We start from the raw sequence: 18,073 nt of genomic DNA, 5'->3' as shown, positions 1-18,073 counted from the left end.
GGGGAACCCCTTTAAAATTCTGCACCGGAACGTGTCTCCGGTGCCTCGTACTGTAACGACTGAGATGTCATGGATTTGTCGAAGCTGAATGCCGCTCAGCGGGAAGCGGTGAAAACCTTGGATGGACCTGTTCTGGTGCTCGCGGGTGCGGGGACGGGCAAAACCCGGGTAATTACCGTGCGCATGGTGCAGCTCATGCGTTCGGGGGTCCGCCCCGATCAAATCCTCTCGGTGACGTTCACCAATAAAGCCGCCAAAGAGATGCTGGAGCGGACGCAGGCCCTCACCGGCAAGTCCCGTCAGCGTCCGTGGATCTCGACGTTCCACTCGCTGTGCGTCGATATCCTGCGGCAGGACATCACACAGCTGGGGTATCCCTCGAAGTTCACCATTCTCGACCGGGGTGATCAGGAAGGGCTGGCCCGAAAAGTTCTCCGCGATATCCGCATCACGGAAAAAGCCCTGCGGCCGGGAGACTTTCTCTCCATCATCAGCAAATGGAAATCCGCCGGACTGGCCACCGATCGCGCCGCCGACATCGCCGAAGACGACAAAGAGTATCTGGCGGCGATGGGGTATCGACGTTACCAGCAGGCTCTGAAGGCGTCGGGCTCGGTCGATTTCGATGATTTGCTGCTGTTGACCGACCAATTGCTGATCGATTTTCCGGAAGTGCTCCGGAAGCACCAGAACCGCTTCAGCCATGTCCAGATCGACGAGTATCAGGATACAAACGGAATCCAGTTCCGCATTGTCGAAGCGCTCGTTCGAGAACATCGGAACCTGTGTGTGGTGGGAGACGATGATCAGTCAATTTACGGCTGGCGTGGTGCGGATGTGCGGCACATCCTCGGCTTTTCGCAATGTTTCCCCGGTGCCAAAGTCATTCGACTCGAAGAGAACTACCGCTGCACCGACAGAATCATTGAGGTCGCCAACAGCCTTGTCAGCCACAATCGCGACCGCCATGGGAAGGTGCTCCGGGCCAACAAGCCGGCACGGGAGGAGGTTCGGTTCAATGAATATCCCGATGAGCAGCTGGAGGCGGAGAAGGTGGTCGCGGAGATCCGTTTCCTGCATCTGAAAAAAGGAATTCCACTCGTCAACTTCGCCATTCTGTTTCGAACCAATGAGCAGCCGCGGCTGTTCGAATCGGAACTGCGTCGACAACAGATTCCATATGTGCTGATGGGGAGTCAGTCGTTTTATGATCGCAAGGAGATCAAGGATCTCCTCTGTTACCTGAAGGTCATTTCCCGCGATGACGACGAGCAGGCGCTGTTGCGGATTGTGAATACACCCGCACGCGGGATCAGTGATGCCGTGGCGGAAAAGGTGCTGGCCCGTGCCGTCAAAGTGGGAGCCACGTTCTGGGATTCCGTCGACGGAGCTGTGGAGAGCGGGGAGATTTCAATTAAAGCGGGTGAGGCGATCAAGCGGCTGCGGTCGCAGTTTGCCCAGTGGCGGACACGATTCACTGAGCATCCCACGCACTTGCCGCAACTCGTCAAAAGTCTGCTCGAAGAGGTGGGATACGAACGGGAAATCGAACGTCAGTACAAGGACGAACAACAGCAGGCCCAGCGGAAAGCGGTCCTCGAAGACTATGTGAACTCGCTGGCGGACTATGTGGACCGCGCCTCCTCTCCGTCTCTGCACGACTATCTGTCGGGCATCGCCCTGGAGCGCCGTGATGAAGAACCGGACAAGGAGGCGATGGCCAATGCCGACGCAGTGAAGCTGATGACCCTGCACAGTGCCAAAGGCCTGGAATTCCCGCGGGTGTATCTGGTGGGCATGGAAGAAGGACTGCTGCCGCACAAGCGGACCATCGACGGAGCCGATGGGGAAATCGCGGAAGAACGCCGACTGGCCTACGTCGGCGTCACGCGCGCTCAGGAGTCCTTGACGTTGACACGTGCCGAGAGTCGGCGGAAGTGGGGCAAGCCTCGCCCTTCCGCTCCGTCACGCTTTCTGAAAGAAATGCGGGGAGAGGGATAACGCCACCGCTCAGGCGTCGTTGCGGTTGACTTGCTGCAGTAGCTCACAGGCTGGAGCTGCTGCGCTTCGCGGTCAGCATGAAGGACGTCGAAACCTACGGCGCCCAACATCCGGTGTGAGGAGGATTCACCTGCAGGCCGAGCGAACCTGCAGAGTGAAAGTTTCCCAGTCCTCGAAATCACCGGATGAAAAAATCGTCTAGCAGCGCACGACTGTGAACTGCCAGACGAGATCGTAGGACTGAATCTGCTGCGGCTGGGATCGGATTACCAGTCGCGACGACGGCCACCGTCGTCACGTCCCCGTCCTCCACCGCCGCCTCCGCGACGATCACCGCCGCCGCCACCGAATCCTCCGCCTCCACGCGGACGCTCTTCACGAGGACGAGCGATGTTCACAGTCAGCGTACGTGTCTGGAACTGAGCTCCATGCAACTGGTCGATCGCCTTCTGGGCCTCATCTGAGGTCGTCATTTCCACAAACGCGAATCCCTTCGACCGTCCCGTTTCACGATCTTTGATCAATGATACGGACTTCACATTCCCCGCCTGAGTGAAGAGATCGCGCAGATCATCCTCAGTCGTCGAGTAGGACAAGTTGCCCACGTACAATTTCGATTCCATTGATCTCTAGCCTGCCTTAAAAGATGCTCGTCAGGCCTGCGGAGAGGGCCATCCCCCGATCCGCACAAGTCCTTACGATGTGCGGAGTGTAGCAGATCGCTGCTGCAATAATAAAGAGTGCAGTTTCCCTCGATTCAACGGATTTTGATGGTTTCCTTGCATCCCCCTCCCTTCTTCGCTAGGAACGATATCCGATGAACTTTTCCTCAATGACGCACAACCGGAAACGTCCGCTCATCGCCTTCTCGAAATCCGATTGGGCAGCGGCGCTGTTCACCGTCGCTTATATCCTTCCGGCGTTTGTCATCTCTTTGCAGCGGGGAAACAGCGAGTTTTTAATTTATGTCGCGGTGCTGGTGATCGTGCTGACGCTGGTCACGCTCCTGCACCTTCAGGTTCGACTCCATCCGCTTTCGCTCTGGGGTCTTTCGCTCTGGGGGCTCCTGCACATGCTGGGTGGCCTCGCGACGATTCCCTCCAAATGGACAGTCAGCGCAGGAGCGGACCCGGTCCTCTATAACTGGTGGCTGATTCCGGGGCGATTGAAGTTCGATCAAGTCGTTCACGCCTACGGCTTTGGGCTGACAACATGGATTTGCTGGCAGGGACTGCAACGGGCATTGGCGAACCGCGGAGTCGACCTCAGTCCGTCGCCGGGACTGGTCCTGCTCTGCATCATGGCCGGGATGGGTTTTGGCGCCTTCAATGAGGTGATCGAGTTTATCGCCACCGTGATTCTGCCCGAGACAAATGTCGGGGGTTACGAGAACACCGGCTGGGATCTGGTCGCCAATCTCGTCGGTTCCCTGGTGGCCGGAGTCGCAATTCTTGCGCGCGGGTCCGCCCGAGTGAGTCGATCCGAAGCCGCAGATGGCTAGGCAATCAGGACGTTGATTCTGAAAAGGAAGAGGAGCAAGCAGTCCGCCTTCTTCCAAAGCAGACGCTCCTCACACGTTCCTCGGATCTCATCGTGAACTCCGGGATGAGCCCTTCTCCAGCAGTGTCCATTCTCCCTGAGACTGCGCCCGTTCCCGACGTCGTTCAGGTTTCCCCAGTTCCTACGACGCATCCAACTCGGTCAAATCCGAACTTCGTCTCCGCACTCCGGCTAAACTTTCTACGGCCGTTGAGTTTTTTCATCACGTCCCGCTGGGGGGTGTAGGCTTCCCTAACGCCATTCTCCCCGACTTGAGCGGCACGAATGGTGCGAACACAAGCGACACAACACGCAGCACACAAAATTTCGGAAGACTCCACAAGATCCGCATAGTGGAAGTGGGAGGCGCTCGCGGTCTGCGCGGACTGCAGCGCTGCACACCATGATCGATTACCAACGTCTCAAATCCGACCTCATGGCGCTGGCTCTGCTGGCTGTGACAATCTTCACAGCCTTGGCACTGTACAGCCATGATCCGGCCGATCCCCCCTCACGGATGGCATTTCCAGCCCGGCTGGACGTGCACAACCTGTGTGGGCCGACGGGAGCATTCCTCTCGCATGGACTGATGAACGCGTTTGGACTTGCCGCCTGGTTTGGCGTGATGAGTCTGGCGGCGCTCGATCTCGGACTCTTCGCCCGGCAGCCCGTGCGCGATCCTTTTGTTCGACTGGTCGGCGCGGGGTCCGTGCTGCTGTCGCTCTGTCTGCTGCTGCAGCTGTTTGTTCCGCGACTCCCCTTCGCGCCGCTGGTCGGCTCGGGAGGTTATCTGGGAGCCTGGGGACGAATCATCCTGACGGAGCACTTCTCCACTGTCGGCTCTCTTGTTGTCATTGGCACACTGTTTTGTGTGGGGATGCTGCTCTCGACCGAAGCGTTCCTGCTGCGGATTCTGTTTGCGATGCTGAAGATGACCTGCAAGGTTCTCTTCTGGCCTTTCTCACGGCCGAAGAAATCGACTCCCGCCGTTGAAGTGAGTGCGCCGGCTGTGGCTGCGCCGCCGATGAAAGCGGCTGTGACGGTGGTGAAGGTGACGGAACCCGCGCCGCTGCCGGTGAGCGCTCCCGCGCCCGCACCTGTTGTGGCGGTCGAACCCGAGCCTGTTCCGCAGCCCGAACCGGTCCCGACAGCTTTCAAAGTCAATCCTCCGGTCGCCACTCAGGCGATCGTGAATCCAATTCATAAGCCGGCACCTGCTACGCAGATCTTCGGACAGGTCGATCTTCCTCCGATTGAAATCCTCGAAGAAGCGGAAGAGTTTCCGTTCGAGCTGCTCGCTGCGAAAGCACAGCAGGCCGCCGCGACTCTGGAACGGACGTTCGAGCAGTTCGGCCTGAAGGTGAAAGTGACCGAAATCGACACCGGGCCGGTCGTGACCCAGTTTGAACTCGATCTGGAGCCAGGGTTGCGGGTCTCCAAGGTCTCCAACCTGCAGGACGACCTGGCGATCGCGTTGCGTGTACCGGCGGTGCGCGTGGTCTCCCCGATTCCGGGCAAGAACACGGTCGGCGTCGAAGTTCCGAACGAGAAGCAAGTGACCGTCCGCATGAAAGAACTGATCACCGCCTGCGGTGACAAGTCGAATGCGATGCGGATTCCGATCTATCTCGGGAAGGATGTCAGTGGTCGACCGATGGTGGTCGATCTGGCCAAAATGCCGCACCTGCTTATTGCCGGTCGCACGGGAACGGGTAAGAGCGTCTGTCTCAACACACTGATCACTTCCATTCTGATGACCCGCACGCCTGACGACGTGCGGATGCTGATGATCGACCCCAAAATGGTCGAGTTGAGCCCTTACACGCGCATTCCGCATCTCATGAATCCGGTCATTACCGACATGAAGAAGGCGGAAGCGGTCCTCGCCTGGGCCGTCGACAAAATGGAAGAGCGCTACGACCTGTTGGCGAAGGTCGGCGTCCGGCATCTCGACAGCTACAACAAACTCGGCAAAGAGGAGGTCCTCGATCGCCTGCAGATCAATCCCGATGACGCCGAAGCGGACGCCATCCCGGAACGGATGCCGTACATCGTCATCATTGCGGACGAAATGGCCGACCTGCTGATGACCTCCGGTAAGGAAGTCGAATCACACATCATCCGTCTGGCACAGAAATCCCGCGCGGTCGGAATCCATCTGGTTCTGGCGACACAGAAGCCAACCGTCGACGTCATCACCGGCCTGATCAAGTCGAACCTGCCGGCCAGAATCTCCTTCCAGGTCGCCAGCCGTGTCGACAGTCGCGTCGTGCTCGATGAAATGGGAGCCGAACGGCTGCTGGGGAACGGCGACATGTTGTACCTTGCACCGGGAACGAGCAATCTGACCCGCGCTCAGGGAACCTACATCAGCGATGAAGAGGTCAATGCGGTGATCGACTTCTACTCCGATTACCCGCCGCAGTACAGCCCGGAGATCGAACAGGCCACGAAGGCTGCGCTGGCTGCCAAAGCCAAGGACTCCGACGGACCGCGTGAACGGGACGATATGTACGACGAAGCGGTTGAAGTCGTCATCCGCGAGGGGCGCGGCAGCGTTTCGTTGCTGCAGCGGGCCCTCGGTGTCGGCTACGGCCGTGGTGCGCGGATGATCGATCACATGGCCGAAGATGGCATTGTGGGGAACTACAACGGTTCCAAATGCCGGGAAGTGATCTGCACCCTCGACGAATGGGAAGCCCGGCGTGATCGGGAAATGGCGGGGATGCGCTGACGTTCGCAGAGACCGGCGGAAACACCGCTGGGAACACTCAGTGAGAATTCGCCTGCGGGTTCTGACGCCGCTGGCAGACGACCATGGAGCTTGTCCGCTCGACTAACTCCCGCAGCTGCGACTCCGGAAAGAGAACCGCCGCGTACTCGCGACTCTTGAGCACCCGGTTGGCTGCCAGCTGACGGGTCCCATCATCGATTTGCTGCTGCACAGCGGCAATTCGTTCGGCGGCACGCGTGACCAGTGCGTGCTGAATCTCCTTCAGCCGCAGGTGTCGCGCCCGGTTCTCGGTGCGGCGGCTGCGGCGTTCCTTCTTCGAAAGACCGAGCGAACGCTGCAGTCGGGCTTCGTCCAGCAGGCTCGAACGAAGCTGACGCAGAGCTTCGGCCTCGTCTGAATGATCGGTCGAATCCCCCTGTGTTTTCAGTTCGCGAAGCAGTCGGCGCAATTGCCGCAGATCCGACTCGCTGACGGTGGCAGACTCCACCGGCAGATGCAGAGTGGCTGTCAGTGTGAGAAAACGAGGAGGCGTGATCCCCAACTGGGTCAGGAAGAAGTCCGCAATTTCATCGTACTTCGCGCCGCCGATCCCGTGGACGAAAAGGTCACTGAGGCACAGCCGCGAGAAAAGCGTGGTGGTGATCGCGCGGGGCCGCAGCCGGTAGTGCTGTTGCAGTTCCGTCAATGCGATGTTGTCTCCGGCAGCCACAGGCAACTCGGCCAGTTTCCCGTCGCGGGTCCCCAGTTCAATGACCTGTCCCACACGTCGAACCAGCAATCGTCGTCGGTTGAGATCACCTGATTTCCAGATCCAGAAGGGGATCTCGAACCAGCCGTCAGTCACTTTCAGATCCGGCACGGGATGATGCAGGTTGCGGATCTTGTGCCGGCGTCGGTAGTCATGGACGGCGGAGTTGTAGATTTCGAAAAGTTGTTCGTGATGGCGACAGAAGTGAGCTATGAAGGCCAGAAACGGAGCGGTCTGAGAGAGTTCGCTGATCGGTAATTCAAAGTTCTGGAGGCCCCACTCGGCTTCCTGCAGATGCCGACAGGCCGAAAGGCAGACCGCCAGCGAATTCTGACGCCGCGACAACTCAACCACTTCGGGCCATGTCGAGGACAACGTTGATCGCAGTCCCCAGGGGGCAATCGACTCGTCAACACGCTCCGCGAAGCTCTCGAAGAACGGACGGTTCTGGATCCGCAACGCTTCCCACGGTTGTTGAGGCTGGGGATCGTCATAGGCGACGACGCCGAACTGCGGCTGTGCGGCGGTCCCGGCGGGTATGGTCACCGTTTGCCGGGAGGCGACATCGTTATCGACAATTAGATTGAGCCCGACTCCCGCCGCTGAGCGCGCCATCGCGGAGACGGCAACGTTCTTCATCCAGACACCGGCATGGTTGAGCTGCGGCTGGTGACCTGTGGCAAACAGTAACTGATCGTCGGTCGGCAGTTCGGGCGATGGAGTTCCGAGGATGGAAGTCATCCACCGCTGCGACGCCTCCAGGCACTCGCGGCGGCTCCAGACCCGCATTTCGGAAAGGGAATGGCCATCCAGTTCGAACGGGACTTCCGCCAGCAGTTGGCGATTCGCTCGGGCAATCTGCATACCCTCACACAGCGCTGGGACGCTCAGCAACTCTCCGGATTGCTGCGGAGCGCGAATCCTGCCGACCGATGGAACACAGACGTCAGGCAACGCGAGAGTCATTTCTTCGCCGTATGAGGAAACCGTCGGGCAACGACAGGCTGCCGGAAACAAACAGGAGGTGGCTTAAAGCGTTCGGGCCGCAGCCATGAAACGATATCTCATGGTCTCTCCCTGTGCCAGCGGCAGGCCTTACGGCCGGCCACATTCCAGTTGCTGAGCTTCCATTTCCCGCTTAAGCACTTCCCGATAATAGCGAAGCCGCCGATCCGCATCGTCGAGCGAGCCACCGAACGAGCGATTCTCATCAAGATAGATCAATGGGACAGGAAATTCCTTGATCCGCAATCCCTGACGGACCGCCTGCACCCAGAACTGCAACGGCATGGCATAGCCGAGTTCCGTGACGTCGAACTTTTTGAGCGATTCAACGCGATAGGCCTTAAACCCGCAGAACGCATCCGTGAGATTGAGGTCAAAGCATTGGTTGAGCTGTCGCGTGATCTCGACATTGATCGCCCGTCGCTGGGCGGGGGGAACGGAGTTGTCGTCAAAGATTTCGAGATAGCGGCTGCCGGACACGATGTCCCACGGCTCGGCCAGCGGAGGGAACACTTCAGCGGCCAGCTTGGGAATCAGCTGCGGTTGATGCTGGCCATCGCAATCGATCGTGACCAGAACGTCGTAACCCATCCGGATCGCAAAATCGAACGCACTTCGCAGCCCCGCCCCGTAACCCTGATTCTTCTCGTGGCGAATCACAGAGACATTCGGAATCTGCGCGAGCAGCTCAGGCGTGCGGTCGGTTGAGCCGTCATCCACCACCAGAACATCGTCGCTGTAGCGCTGAACTTCTGCCAGCACCTCCTGCAGATGCTTCTCCTCGTTGAAGACCGGAAGGGCTGTTAAGACACGATATTCCATCATTCCGCTCCTGTTTCCGATCGTCGAGGTTCGCGCCGCTGATCATATCAGACGTATGCGAACTATTAAGACCGGATTCTAGGATGCAAATGAATTATCGCCCAGTTTTCTATCCCTCCCATCATGCAGCTGATTCCGTAAGATGTAGCTGTCATACGTCTTGTGTGCGTTTGGGGGTGCCGGCGCATGAATCCTGGACAATTCAGCAACTGCCGCACCCAGCTTAATTCTAGACGGGCGTACAGGTTGGCTCTCAGACCTGTACTTGTCTACTCTCTGCCGCACGAAGTGGCGCTGATCGGATGCGAAAACCGGGCGCCACGACTCCCGGAGTGAGCAACCTGCTAGCGGATCAGGTTCGTCAGCTCCTGCAGCATGTCGTTGGTGACCGTGATGGTCCGGGCGTTCGCCGAGAAGCCCCGCTGGGCAATGATGAGCCGAGTGAATTCGACTGCAATTTCGACGTTTGACTGCTCGAGTTGCCCTGATTGAACCACTCCCCGTCCGTTGGAACTGGCGACGCCCAGCTGGGCATCTCCACTGCTGAGGCTGGACCGGAAGAAATTGGAGCCCGCACTTTCCAGCCCCTGTGCATTGCGAAACGAACTGATCGCCAGTTGCGCCAGCGGAAACGATCGGCCGTTGCTGGCAATTCCCTTTAGCATGCCGGTGCTGTCGACCTGCACGCTGGTCAGGACGCCATTGGCCCGGCCATCTTGAAAGGCGGCCACTGCCCCCTGCCCCGCCAGCGAGTTCAGGCTGTTGTTGATCTGACCGTCACCACTCGAGAACTTAACGTCGAGCGTGCTGGGCTCGGTCTGGCCGACGAACTGAATTTTCAGGAGCATGTCGCCAATTCCGGAAGCGTCTGCGCTGACGAACGCGCCGTTGCTCCCGAACGTAATCCCCGAGACCACGCCATCCAGCACAGTTCCATCGGCCGGGTCCATCGTGGCGGTGAAGGTCCAGGTCTGATCGGCCTGCTTGGTGAACTCGAAATTGATCGTATGGACACCTCCCCGTTCATCGTACACGGGGAGTCCACCGCGCACGGTCTCGCCCCCTCGGCCTGCGGTTGAGACGACCAGTGGGGCCGCTGTGAAGTCTGCTTCACCGACATTCGCCGTGCCATTTTTGAAGGAGAGGCTGAGAAAGGCTTCGCCCGGTTCATCGGCTGTCAGAGACAGTCGGCCATCAGTCCCCAGAGAAGCGGTCGCTCCCGTAAACGAGGTGTTCAATTGGGCAAGCAGATCACCGACCGTCGTCGAGCCGTTCACCGCCAGTGAAACCGAGACCGCCGAGCCATCGACATCGGTCCCGCTGATGGTCAGGGTGTCGCCCGCCTGGAAGGGTGTCGTGATGAAGTCGAGGTCATTCAGCAATGTCCCCTCAACGGCAGCGGCACTTCCCGTCGTCCAGGGACTGGATTCGAGGACCTCCGTCGTGGGAGCCGCGCCATTATAGGGGAGATTGCCGGTGACGGTGATCGACTTTGTGGCAGCGCCGGGAATGGCTGCCCCGATGGGGATCTGAATGTTTGTATTTCCGGCGGTCTGGAATGCCGGCTCCGTCCCGTAGGGTTCGCCGACCAGTCCGAAACGCTGCACGGGATACCCCGTGGCGGAGTCGACCAGCAGGCCGTTCTTGTCAATCTGGAAGGTTCCGGCACGCGTGTAGAGGGGCCCCGTCCCGGAGTTCACGACGAAGAAGCCGTCCCCATCAATCGCGAGATCCAGATCCCCCCCCGTGGCTTCCATATTGCCGGAGGTGAAGTTCGTACGCATGGTGGAGAGCTTGCTGCCGGTCCCAATCTGAATCGGATTGGTGCCCCCACTGACTCCCGCCGCTCCGCCGGTTCCGCCCCGCACGGTTTCATAGAGAACGTCCGAGAAGACAGCCGTTCGGGACTTGAACCCGACCGTGTTCAGATTGGCGAGATTGTTCCCGACGATTTCAATCATTTTCTGATGGGAAGCAAGGCCGGCGACGCCGGTGAAAAGTGAGTTAGCCATGAAATGCGTCTTCCTTGATGCCTCGAAGTTGAAAGCTGAAAACCTGCAATGGGAACACGCCCTCGCTCAGGGGGCGGCATGGGGCGTGACGATGGAGATTACGTCGTCGAGTGAAACGGTGGAGTTGTCCACCGTTAACGACAACGCCCCGTCGACCACGCGGGCTTCGCGGACCTCTCCCGTGACAATCGCACCGCTGCCATCGCGATAGCTGATGGTCTTGCCGACAAGACTGGTTCCCTGCGACAGAGTCTGCAGCTTAAGCATGTCGGCGAACCGGACGTTGAGCGACTCCACACCATCCAGGACGGAGAACTGGGCCAGTTGGCCGAGAAAATCCTGCTGATTCACGGGCTCCAGCGGATTCTGGTACTGCAGCTGACTGACCATCAATTGCAGAAACTGCTGGCGGCCAAGGTTGGCATTGAAATCGGTGCTGGCCATCTGGTGATCCTGAAATGGAAGCAATGTCTGCTGAGGCTGTTCTCGTCATGCAATGAAATTGATCTGACCACCGAACAGCGAGAAGTGCCGTTGCGGGGGGAGCGATGTCGGTCGCGACGTCGAAGAGGTCTGCCCGAAGATGTGGAACAGAGAGCCGGAGGGGGGCTCCTCGCGCTCTCCGGACCCGGAGGACGTGAACGAGGAATTGTCGAACGTGAATCCCTGACCGGCCAGCGCCTGAGCAATTTCAGACTGGTGCCGGTCCAGTAAGAGTTGTGTTTCCGGTCGGATCGCGGAGATGCGCACAATCAGATCGCCGTGGAGTGGACGGTGGAGTTCCACCGTCACCTCTCCCAGTTCCGGAGGATCGAGTCGCAGAGTGATGTCCCGCGACCCCGGACGAAAGTCGGCGGCTGCGTGCTGGACTGTTTCGAAGACGATCTGTGAACCGATGCCGTAAACGTCGTCCTGCGGCTGCGTCGGGACTCCGCTCTGCTCCTCCCAGAGGAATGGCGTTGGTATCGCCAGCGAGTCAGAGGTCGCAGGAGCGGCGGAACGGACATGAGCTTCTGGACGGGGATCATTGCCACGCGCAAACGAATTAGTCGCCAACGAGACCGACTCGACTCCACCGAAGGGAGAGAGTGGGGGTAAGTCAACCGGGAGCCCTTCCGGCGCAGTCGTCACATGTCCGGGTGTCAGGTTCTCGTTCAGAGCAGTGTCCATGACAACTGTCCCGGCGGGATCGACGAGCGGGAAACGCTCCTGATTCTCGTCGGGACTCTCTGCAGCAGCCCCCGACAACTCATCGGGCTGTGAGCCCTGTCGCGGGGCAGATTCACGGCCGGCGATGTCTGCTGCGCCAGACTGGGTGACTGCATCAGGGGCTGCCTGTTTCCCATCTCCATTAGCGACGGAAACGGAGCAGGACGACATGTCGACAACGATCGCCGAGTCTTTCGCTTCCGCACCGGCTGTCGTCCTTCCGACGGTGAGGTCCCCCTGCGGAACCGGCAGCGTGTTTCCGGTGAGCGGTCCGGCAAACAGCGAGAAGGTTCCTTCCTCAGCCTCTTTCTTCGGACCTGCGCTGAGGCTCGACTCTCCCTGGTTCGAAATGCGTTTCCAGGAGGAACGACCGGGAAGCAAATGGGATCTCCGCACCACTCCGCCGGGGTGCGTAGCGAGTGATGCCCCCGCTTCGTTCGAAGGGGATTTCTCTGAACGCGACTCCCGCTCCTCGCCCGTGGGGAGGTCCGCCCCAGATTCAACCGCCCTGCGTTGCGACGTGTCGACGTCCTTCTGCCACGGAAATTCGGCACACGGATCCCGGTCGGCGATTTCTCCCCATCCGCGCGGGCACATGAGATCCGAACGCTCTCCCAACGGAAGAGTGCCCAGCCTTGCTCCAGCGTCGTGTCGGATTGCGGGGGTCACGCCCAGTGGCTCTCGGTGGTTTGAGTCGGTTGGCACTGCTTGCCGGACGAATTCCCCAAGCACGTCGCGTTCCATTCAGAGGGAACCGGAACCGGCAATCTCCGCAGGAGTCCTCCAAGCTGCTGGGGGACCGCAAGTTGAGGAGACAGAAGTTCGGGTGAAGGTTCTTTCGGGAAACCGATGCGCTACGACAACCAGGAAGGATCTTCCGGCTTGCGGAAAAGTTTTCCTCTCCACTTGGGGGCTACCGTTATGGCGGGCTCTCTCCTCTCCGGGAGTTTGCCGCGAGTCTGTCCCGACTCGAAAATCCACTCCGCGAAAAGAGAGCGATTCCCCCACAAATCGAAATGCCCGAAATTCGTCGGTAATTTCCGGTCGCGAACTTGTTTGCTTCACGCGTCATGCACTACGAATTGTCGGCGACCTCCGGCGGGCGGTATATTGCCTCGACAGCGGGACTCCCTCCACAGCTCCGTTCGCCCGGTCGATAGGACGGTTTCGTCCAGGCTGTCGCCAAATGCCGGAGAACGGGAAACGTCCCGCTGCACAGCTCCTCCCTCTGTTTCGTGAAGTTCCCTAGAATCGACCTGCATCGTGACTGTATCGCTCCCACCCGACATTCTGTCCGAATATCCCTTCGTCCCGCGATCGCTCGATCTGGATGGTCTCCGTTACAGCTACGTGGATGAAGGTCAAGGGCCGGTCCTCCTGTTCGTACACGGGAACCCGACATGGAGCTTCGCCTGGCGGAACTTTATCAAGGACCTCTCGAAGGACTACCGCTGCATCGCCGTCGATCACCTCGGCATGGGACTTTCCGACAAGCCACAGAATTACGGCTATCGCATTGATCAACACATTGCCAATCTCGGTCGACTGGTGCAGGGACTCGACCTGCGTGAGATCACCCTGATCGGGCATGACTGGGGAGGCTGCATTGGGATGGGAGCTGCGGGTTGTGCTCCGCAGCGATTCAAGCAGTTTGTGATGCTGAATACGGCGGCCTTTCGTTCTCAGGAGATTCCGCTCCGGATCGCAGTCTGCCGGATTCCGCTCTTCGGCGCACTGGGGGTCCGGGGGCTGAACCTCTTCAGTCAGGCCGCCCTCGGTATGGCGGTCGAAGACAGTTCACGCATGACGTCGGCGATCCGCCACGGCTACCTGTTTCCTTACAGTTCGTGGTCGAACCGGTTGGCGGTACATCGGTTTGTGCAGGAGATCCCTTTGAAGGAATCGCATCCCACCTACCAGACGCTGGTCAACGTGGAAAACTCGCTCGCACAATTTCGTCAGCATCCCTGGCTTTTGATGTGGGGGGAGCGGGACTGGTGCTTCACCACGAACTTTCTCAATGAATGGATCGAGCGCTTTCCGCAGGCGGAAGTGCTGCGCTTGCCGCAGGCCGGACACTACGTCTTCGAAGATGCCCCGGAACAACTGATTGCCAGACTTCGGCAGTTTCTCAGCCAGCCGCGAGCACGCACCGAAGTGACTTGAGAGGCAGACGTCCTCATTTCAAGATACACGGGAAAGTTCACTCATGCGTTGACCACCTGTTTTAGGCTCTGTCCATGCCACACCGTGCTTCTCTCTGCGTTCTGTTTGCCGGAGTGCTGTCACACTTCTGCATGGCGTTCACGCCGCTTCAGGCGGAGACCTTCTTTAACGGCCAGAGCCTGGCGGACTGGAAAGCCAGTCGCCCCGGGGAGGAAAAGTACTGGAGCGTCGAACAGGGGGAGATTGTCGGCCGCAGCCCGGGTTTGAAGCACAATGTGTTTCTCATTCAGCAATCTCCCATCATGAACTTCCGTTTCACCTGCGAGGTGAAGCTGAGTAACAATGCCGCCAACAGCGGCATCCAGTTCCGCAGTGAAACACTTCCCGATGGAGAGATGCGAGGTTTTCAGGCCGACATCGGAAAAGGCTACTGGGGACAACTCTACGAAGAAAACGGACGGAAAACTCTCTGTCCGGGAGGGGCCGAGTCGACTGTCATCCCCGGCGAATGGACCCGGTACGAAATCGTGGCTGTCAATTCGCGAGTTCAGGGCTTCCTGAATGGACAGCAGACATTCGATTTCGTCGATCCGCTCCCGCCGCACACCGGGCATTTGGCGTTGCAGTTGCACTCCGGTCCTGCGTTCGAGATCCGTTTTCGAAGCCTGCAGCTCCAGCCGCTCAATCCTCTTCCGGACTTCGCCGCTGGCGGATCACAACCGGGGACCTGGCCGCAGTCGTTGCCGACAACCGGACAGAAGATCACATGGCAGCGGACCGAGCTGGATGACCTGTTTCGCTCGGAAGGATGTGCCGTTTCGGACCTCGATAATGATGGCGACTTTGATGTGGCGACTGGGGGAGTCTGGTACGAACAAGTGAAAAACAGTGACGGCAGCCGCTCGTGGAAGCAACGACTGATTCTCAAGGAAGCACCGGAATTTGATCCCAAAGGCTACAGCGAGTCCTTTCTGAATTTCGCCGACGATGTCGATGGTGACGGCTGGGTCGATGTCATTGTCGCCGGGTATCCCGGCAAGTCGACCGACTGGTTCCGGAATCCCGGCAAAGTGGAAAACGGGAGTCTCACGGGTGAGTGGACCCGGCATCTCATGATTCCGGAAACCAACAACGAAAGCCCGCAATATGTGGATCTGGATGGCGACGGCCAGCGGGAACTGATTTGCGCGGTCGACAAACAGGCCTTTGCCTACGCCAAGCGTGGGCCAGTGCCGACCGACCCGTGGCAGATTCGCAAGATCTCAAACGATAATTTCCCCGAAGGAAAAAGGTTCGGGCATGGACTGGGAGCGGGTGATCTGAACAACGATGGTCACAACGATCTGTTCATGCCGACCGGCTGGTGGCGTGGAGAACCGGGAGATGTCTCGCATCTCTGGATTTTCCACCCGGCCAGTTTCGGCGAACCTTGCGCCCAGATGTTTGCGTTCGACTTCGATGGCGATGGAGATCAGGATCTCGTCAGTTCTTCGGCCCACAAGTTCGGCATCTGGTGGCATGAACAACTGCCGCCGGAAGGAGGTGTCGGCGACAGTCTCTGGAAAACGCATCTGATCGATCAAAGTTTCAGCCAGACCCATGCGCTGGTGCTCGCGGACATGAACGGCGATGGGCTCCCTGACCTGGTTACCGGCCGACGTCATCTCGCGCATGGCGGAAAGGATCCGGGCGAGGATCAACCGCCGGTCTTGTTCTGGTTCGAACTTTCACGGCAGGAGGGGCGACCGATCTGGAAGAAGCACCAGATCGACGACAATAGCGGCATCGGAACTCAATTCGAAGTCGTTGATATGAATGGCGATGGGCTGCTCGATGTGGTAGCCTCCAACAAGCATGGAACCTTTGTTCTGGAACACGCGGCCGTGCCTCCCAGACAGGTTCCCTGACTGCTGTCCGTTGTTTTTCTTCCGCCTGGTTGAGGGAATGCTGATGGTGATTTCTTTGCGTTGGCTCGCGTGCATTGCACTGCTCGTGCTGCCCGGACTTGCACAGGCTGAGGATGGGTTCGTTCCGCTTTTTAACGGAAAGGACTTCGAGGGCTGGAAGCAGAAGGGGGGCAAGGCAGTCTACACGATCGAGGGAGACGAGATCGTTGGCACCTCGGTTCCGAAAACTGAAAACAGCTTCCTGTGCACCGCGCGCGATTACGGGGACTTCATCCTCGAGCTGGAGTTCAAGGTTGATCCGCTGCTCAACTCCGGAATCCAGTTTCGAAGTCAGGTCTTCGATGAGCCGAAGACCTATGAAGTGAAGGATGAAAAGACCGGCGAGGTCACGAAGAAAACAGTCGCCGCGGGGCGAGTTCACGGCTATCAGTGTGAAATCGATCCCAGTCCGCGTGCCTGGTCCGCGGGGATCTATGATGAATCCCGTCGCGGCTGGCTCGTCTCCCTGACCGGCGAAGAACATGCGGCCGCCCAGAAAGCGTTCAAGCAGAACGAATGGAACAAGGTTCGAATTGAGTGCAACGGAAACCGCATCAAGACCTTTCTCAATGGCGTTCCGGCCTCCGATTTGACGGACGACTGGAATCCGAGCGGTCTGATTGCCCTGCAGGTGCATGGGGTGGGAAATGACGCATCCAAGATCGGCAAGCAGGTCCGCTGGAAAAACGTTCGCATTAAAGAACTGAACAAGGGAGCTGCGATTCCCGCTGGCAAGCAGTGGGTCCAATATCAGGGGCAGAAGGGTCCTGGACTGGGAAAGCACGTGGTGCTGATTTCCGGTGATGAAGAATACCGCTCGGAAGAAGCCCTGCCTCAGCTCGCGAAGATTCTTGCAGAACGTCACGGGTTCAAGTGCACCGTACTGTTCGCGATCGACCCCGCGACCGGTTTCATTAACCCCAATGTCCGCAACAACATTCCGGGGCTGGAGAATCTGAAGGACGCCGATCTGATGATCCTGTTCACCCGATTTCGCGAACTTCCTGATGACCAGATGAAACAGATCGATGACTACCTCAAATCGGGTCGACCGGTGATCGGCCTGCGCACGGCCACGCACGCCTTCAAGTTCAAAGAGCCGGGTCCCTGGGACCATTACAGCAATGACCATCGTGGGCCCGACAAGACCTGGAATGATGGCTTCGGCCGGCTGGTCCTCGGCGAAAAGTGGGTCAACCACCACGGCACACATCGACACGAAAGCACCCGCACAACCGTCGCCCCAGAAGCGGAAAAAGATCCGATCCTGTCCGGGATTCCCAATGGAGAAATCTGGACATCGACTGACGTGTACGGCGTACGGACGCCGCTGCCGGAAGGAACGCGACCGTTACTACTGGGACACGTCATCAAACGTGAGGGGGAATATCAGCCCGAGGACCGTTTCTTTGGCATGCGTCCGACCGACAGTAAGCAGGTGGCCGACAAAGAGGTCATGCCTGTCGTCTGGACCCGGACTTATCAGCTTCCGGGAGGGAAGCCCGGCCGGGCTTTGACATCGACTCTGGGAAGTTCCACGGACTTTCTGGATGAGGGACTGCGGCGACTGCTCGTGAATGCCGCCTATGACCTGACCGGACTGACCTCTCTGATCCCGAGCACTGGCACGGATGTGGACATTGTCGGTGTCTACGAGCCGACTCAGTACGGATCGTTTGCCACCAAGGAGTGGACCGAGCGGGGATTGACCGTCAGTCAGGTTCAGGCGAATTGATGTCGCATCGTCGATATCGATGCCACGCCCTGGGGACATTCCCGGGCCGGCCCGCAGACGGGACCCATCGACCAGCTCTCATCTGGATCGTTGTGAAACGGTGATTTCTTCAGTCGGGTACAGGAGGCTGCCTCGCCCGCGAGGCTGATCGGTACC

12 protein-coding genes are annotated in these 18,073 nt (G+C 58.9%); 6 read left to right on the top strand and 6 right to left on the bottom strand.

Annotated features, from left to right (window positions below; all coding sequences use genetic code 11):
* The first annotated feature begins 69 nt into the window (after nucleotides 1–69).
* On the top strand, nucleotides 70–2,001 hold the full coding sequence (locus SH664x_RS08605) for an ATP-dependent helicase (protein ID WP_437206706.1): 1,932 nt from the start codon (nucleotides 70–72) through the stop codon (nucleotides 1,999–2,001).
* Nucleotides 2,002–2,267: 266 nt separating this feature from the next.
* Here SH664x_RS08605 and SH664x_RS08600 read toward each other — a convergent pair whose 3' ends face one another.
* Entirely contained in the window at nucleotides 2,268–2,624 is a 357-nt protein-coding gene (locus tag SH664x_RS08600; RefSeq protein ID WP_437206705.1) for an RNA recognition motif domain-containing protein, read from the bottom strand.
* Nucleotides 2,625–2,818: 194 nt separating this feature from the next.
* Between SH664x_RS08600 and SH664x_RS08595 the strand changes: the two genes are divergently transcribed.
* Nucleotides 2,819–3,502, top strand: a complete 684-nt coding sequence (locus SH664x_RS08595) for a DUF2238 domain-containing protein (RefSeq protein ID WP_437206703.1) — start codon at nucleotides 2,819–2,821, stop codon at nucleotides 3,500–3,502.
* A gap of 441 nt (nucleotides 3,503–3,943) precedes the next feature.
* A complete protein-coding gene (locus tag SH664x_RS08590; protein WP_437206702.1) occupies nucleotides 3,944–6,274 on the top strand; it encodes a DNA translocase FtsK in 2,331 nt (776 codons plus the stop codon).
* A gap of 37 nt (nucleotides 6,275–6,311) precedes the next feature.
* Here SH664x_RS08590 and SH664x_RS08585 read toward each other — a convergent pair whose 3' ends face one another.
* The 5 genes from SH664x_RS08585 to SH664x_RS08565 form a co-directional block, all read right to left on the bottom strand.
* On the bottom strand, nucleotides 6,312–7,886 hold the full coding sequence (locus tag SH664x_RS08585) for a hypothetical protein (RefSeq protein WP_437206701.1): 1,575 nt from the start codon (nucleotides 7,884–7,886) through the stop codon (nucleotides 6,312–6,314).
* 231 nt (nucleotides 7,887–8,117) lie between these two features.
* Nucleotides 8,118–8,852, bottom strand: coding sequence for a glycosyltransferase family 2 protein (locus tag SH664x_RS08580; RefSeq protein WP_437206699.1), 735 nt, complete (start codon nucleotides 8,850–8,852; stop codon nucleotides 8,118–8,120).
* Nucleotides 8,853–9,193: 341 nt separating this feature from the next.
* A complete protein-coding gene (locus SH664x_RS08575; RefSeq protein WP_437206698.1) occupies nucleotides 9,194–10,861 on the bottom strand; it encodes a flagellar hook protein FlgE in 1,668 nt (555 codons plus the stop codon).
* Between the two features lie 66 nt (nucleotides 10,862–10,927).
* Nucleotides 10,928–11,305, bottom strand: coding sequence for a flagellar hook capping FlgD N-terminal domain-containing protein (locus tag SH664x_RS08570; protein WP_437206697.1), 378 nt, complete (start codon nucleotides 11,303–11,305; stop codon nucleotides 10,928–10,930).
* Between the two features lie 45 nt (nucleotides 11,306–11,350).
* Nucleotides 11,351–12,451, bottom strand: coding sequence for a flagellar hook-length control protein FliK (locus SH664x_RS08565; RefSeq protein ID WP_437206695.1), 1,101 nt, complete (start codon nucleotides 12,449–12,451; stop codon nucleotides 11,351–11,353).
* Between the two features lie 882 nt (nucleotides 12,452–13,333).
* Here SH664x_RS08565 and SH664x_RS08560 point away from each other — a divergent pair.
* From SH664x_RS08560 to SH664x_RS08550, 3 genes are all read left to right on the top strand, one after another.
* Complete coding sequence (locus SH664x_RS08560) at nucleotides 13,334–14,236, top strand: alpha/beta fold hydrolase (RefSeq protein ID WP_437206694.1); 903 nt, start codon at nucleotides 13,334–13,336, stop codon at nucleotides 14,234–14,236.
* 74 nt (nucleotides 14,237–14,310) lie between these two features.
* Entirely contained in the window at nucleotides 14,311–16,143 is a 1,833-nt protein-coding gene (locus SH664x_RS08555) for a family 16 glycoside hydrolase (protein ID WP_437206692.1), read from the top strand.
* Nucleotides 16,144–16,186: 43 nt separating this feature from the next.
* Nucleotides 16,187–17,917 carry a family 16 glycoside hydrolase gene (locus SH664x_RS08550; protein WP_437206690.1) on the top strand — a complete coding sequence of 577 codons (1,731 nt, stop codon included), beginning with the start codon at nucleotides 16,187–16,189 and terminating at the stop codon, nucleotides 17,915–17,917.
* The last annotated feature ends 156 nt before the right edge of the window (nucleotides 17,918–18,073 follow it).

This window comes from Planctomicrobium aquicomposti (genome assembly GCF_051466325.1).
In the GTDB taxonomy this organism is placed as follows: domain Bacteria; phylum Planctomycetota; class Planctomycetia; order Planctomycetales; family Planctomycetaceae; genus Planctomicrobium.
Note: the sequence above shows the minus strand (reverse complement) of the source record. Positions and strands in the feature narration are given on the sequence as shown.

Excerpts from the sequence above, each read along its gene's own strand:
- SH664x_RS08585 (WP_437206701.1), bottom strand. The coding sequence starts at position 7,886 with ATGCAGATTGCCCGAGCGAATCGCCAACTGCTGGCGGAAGTCCCGTTC.
- SH664x_RS08590 (WP_437206702.1), top strand. The coding sequence starts at position 3,944 with ATGATCGATTACCAACGTCTCAAATCCGACCTCATGGCGCTGGCTCTG.
- SH664x_RS08600 (WP_437206705.1), bottom strand. The coding sequence starts at position 2,624 with ATGGAATCGAAATTGTACGTGGGCAACTTGTCCTACTCGACGACTGAG.
- SH664x_RS08580 (WP_437206699.1), bottom strand. The coding sequence starts at position 8,852 with ATGATGGAATATCGTGTCTTAACAGCCCTTCCGGTCTTCAACGAGGAG.
- SH664x_RS08575 (WP_437206698.1), bottom strand. The coding sequence starts at position 10,861 with ATGGCTAACTCACTTTTCACCGGCGTCGCCGGCCTTGCTTCCCATCAG.
- SH664x_RS08550 (WP_437206690.1), top strand. The coding sequence starts at position 16,187 with ATGGTGATTTCTTTGCGTTGGCTCGCGTGCATTGCACTGCTCGTGCTG.
- SH664x_RS08570 (WP_437206697.1), bottom strand. The coding sequence starts at position 11,305 with ATGGCCAGCACCGATTTCAATGCCAACCTTGGCCGCCAGCAGTTTCTG.
- SH664x_RS08605 (WP_437206706.1), top strand. The coding sequence starts at position 70 with ATGGATTTGTCGAAGCTGAATGCCGCTCAGCGGGAAGCGGTGAAAACC.
- SH664x_RS08555 (WP_437206692.1), top strand. The coding sequence starts at position 14,311 with ATGCCACACCGTGCTTCTCTCTGCGTTCTGTTTGCCGGAGTGCTGTCA.
- SH664x_RS08595 (WP_437206703.1), top strand. The coding sequence starts at position 2,819 with ATGAACTTTTCCTCAATGACGCACAACCGGAAACGTCCGCTCATCGCC.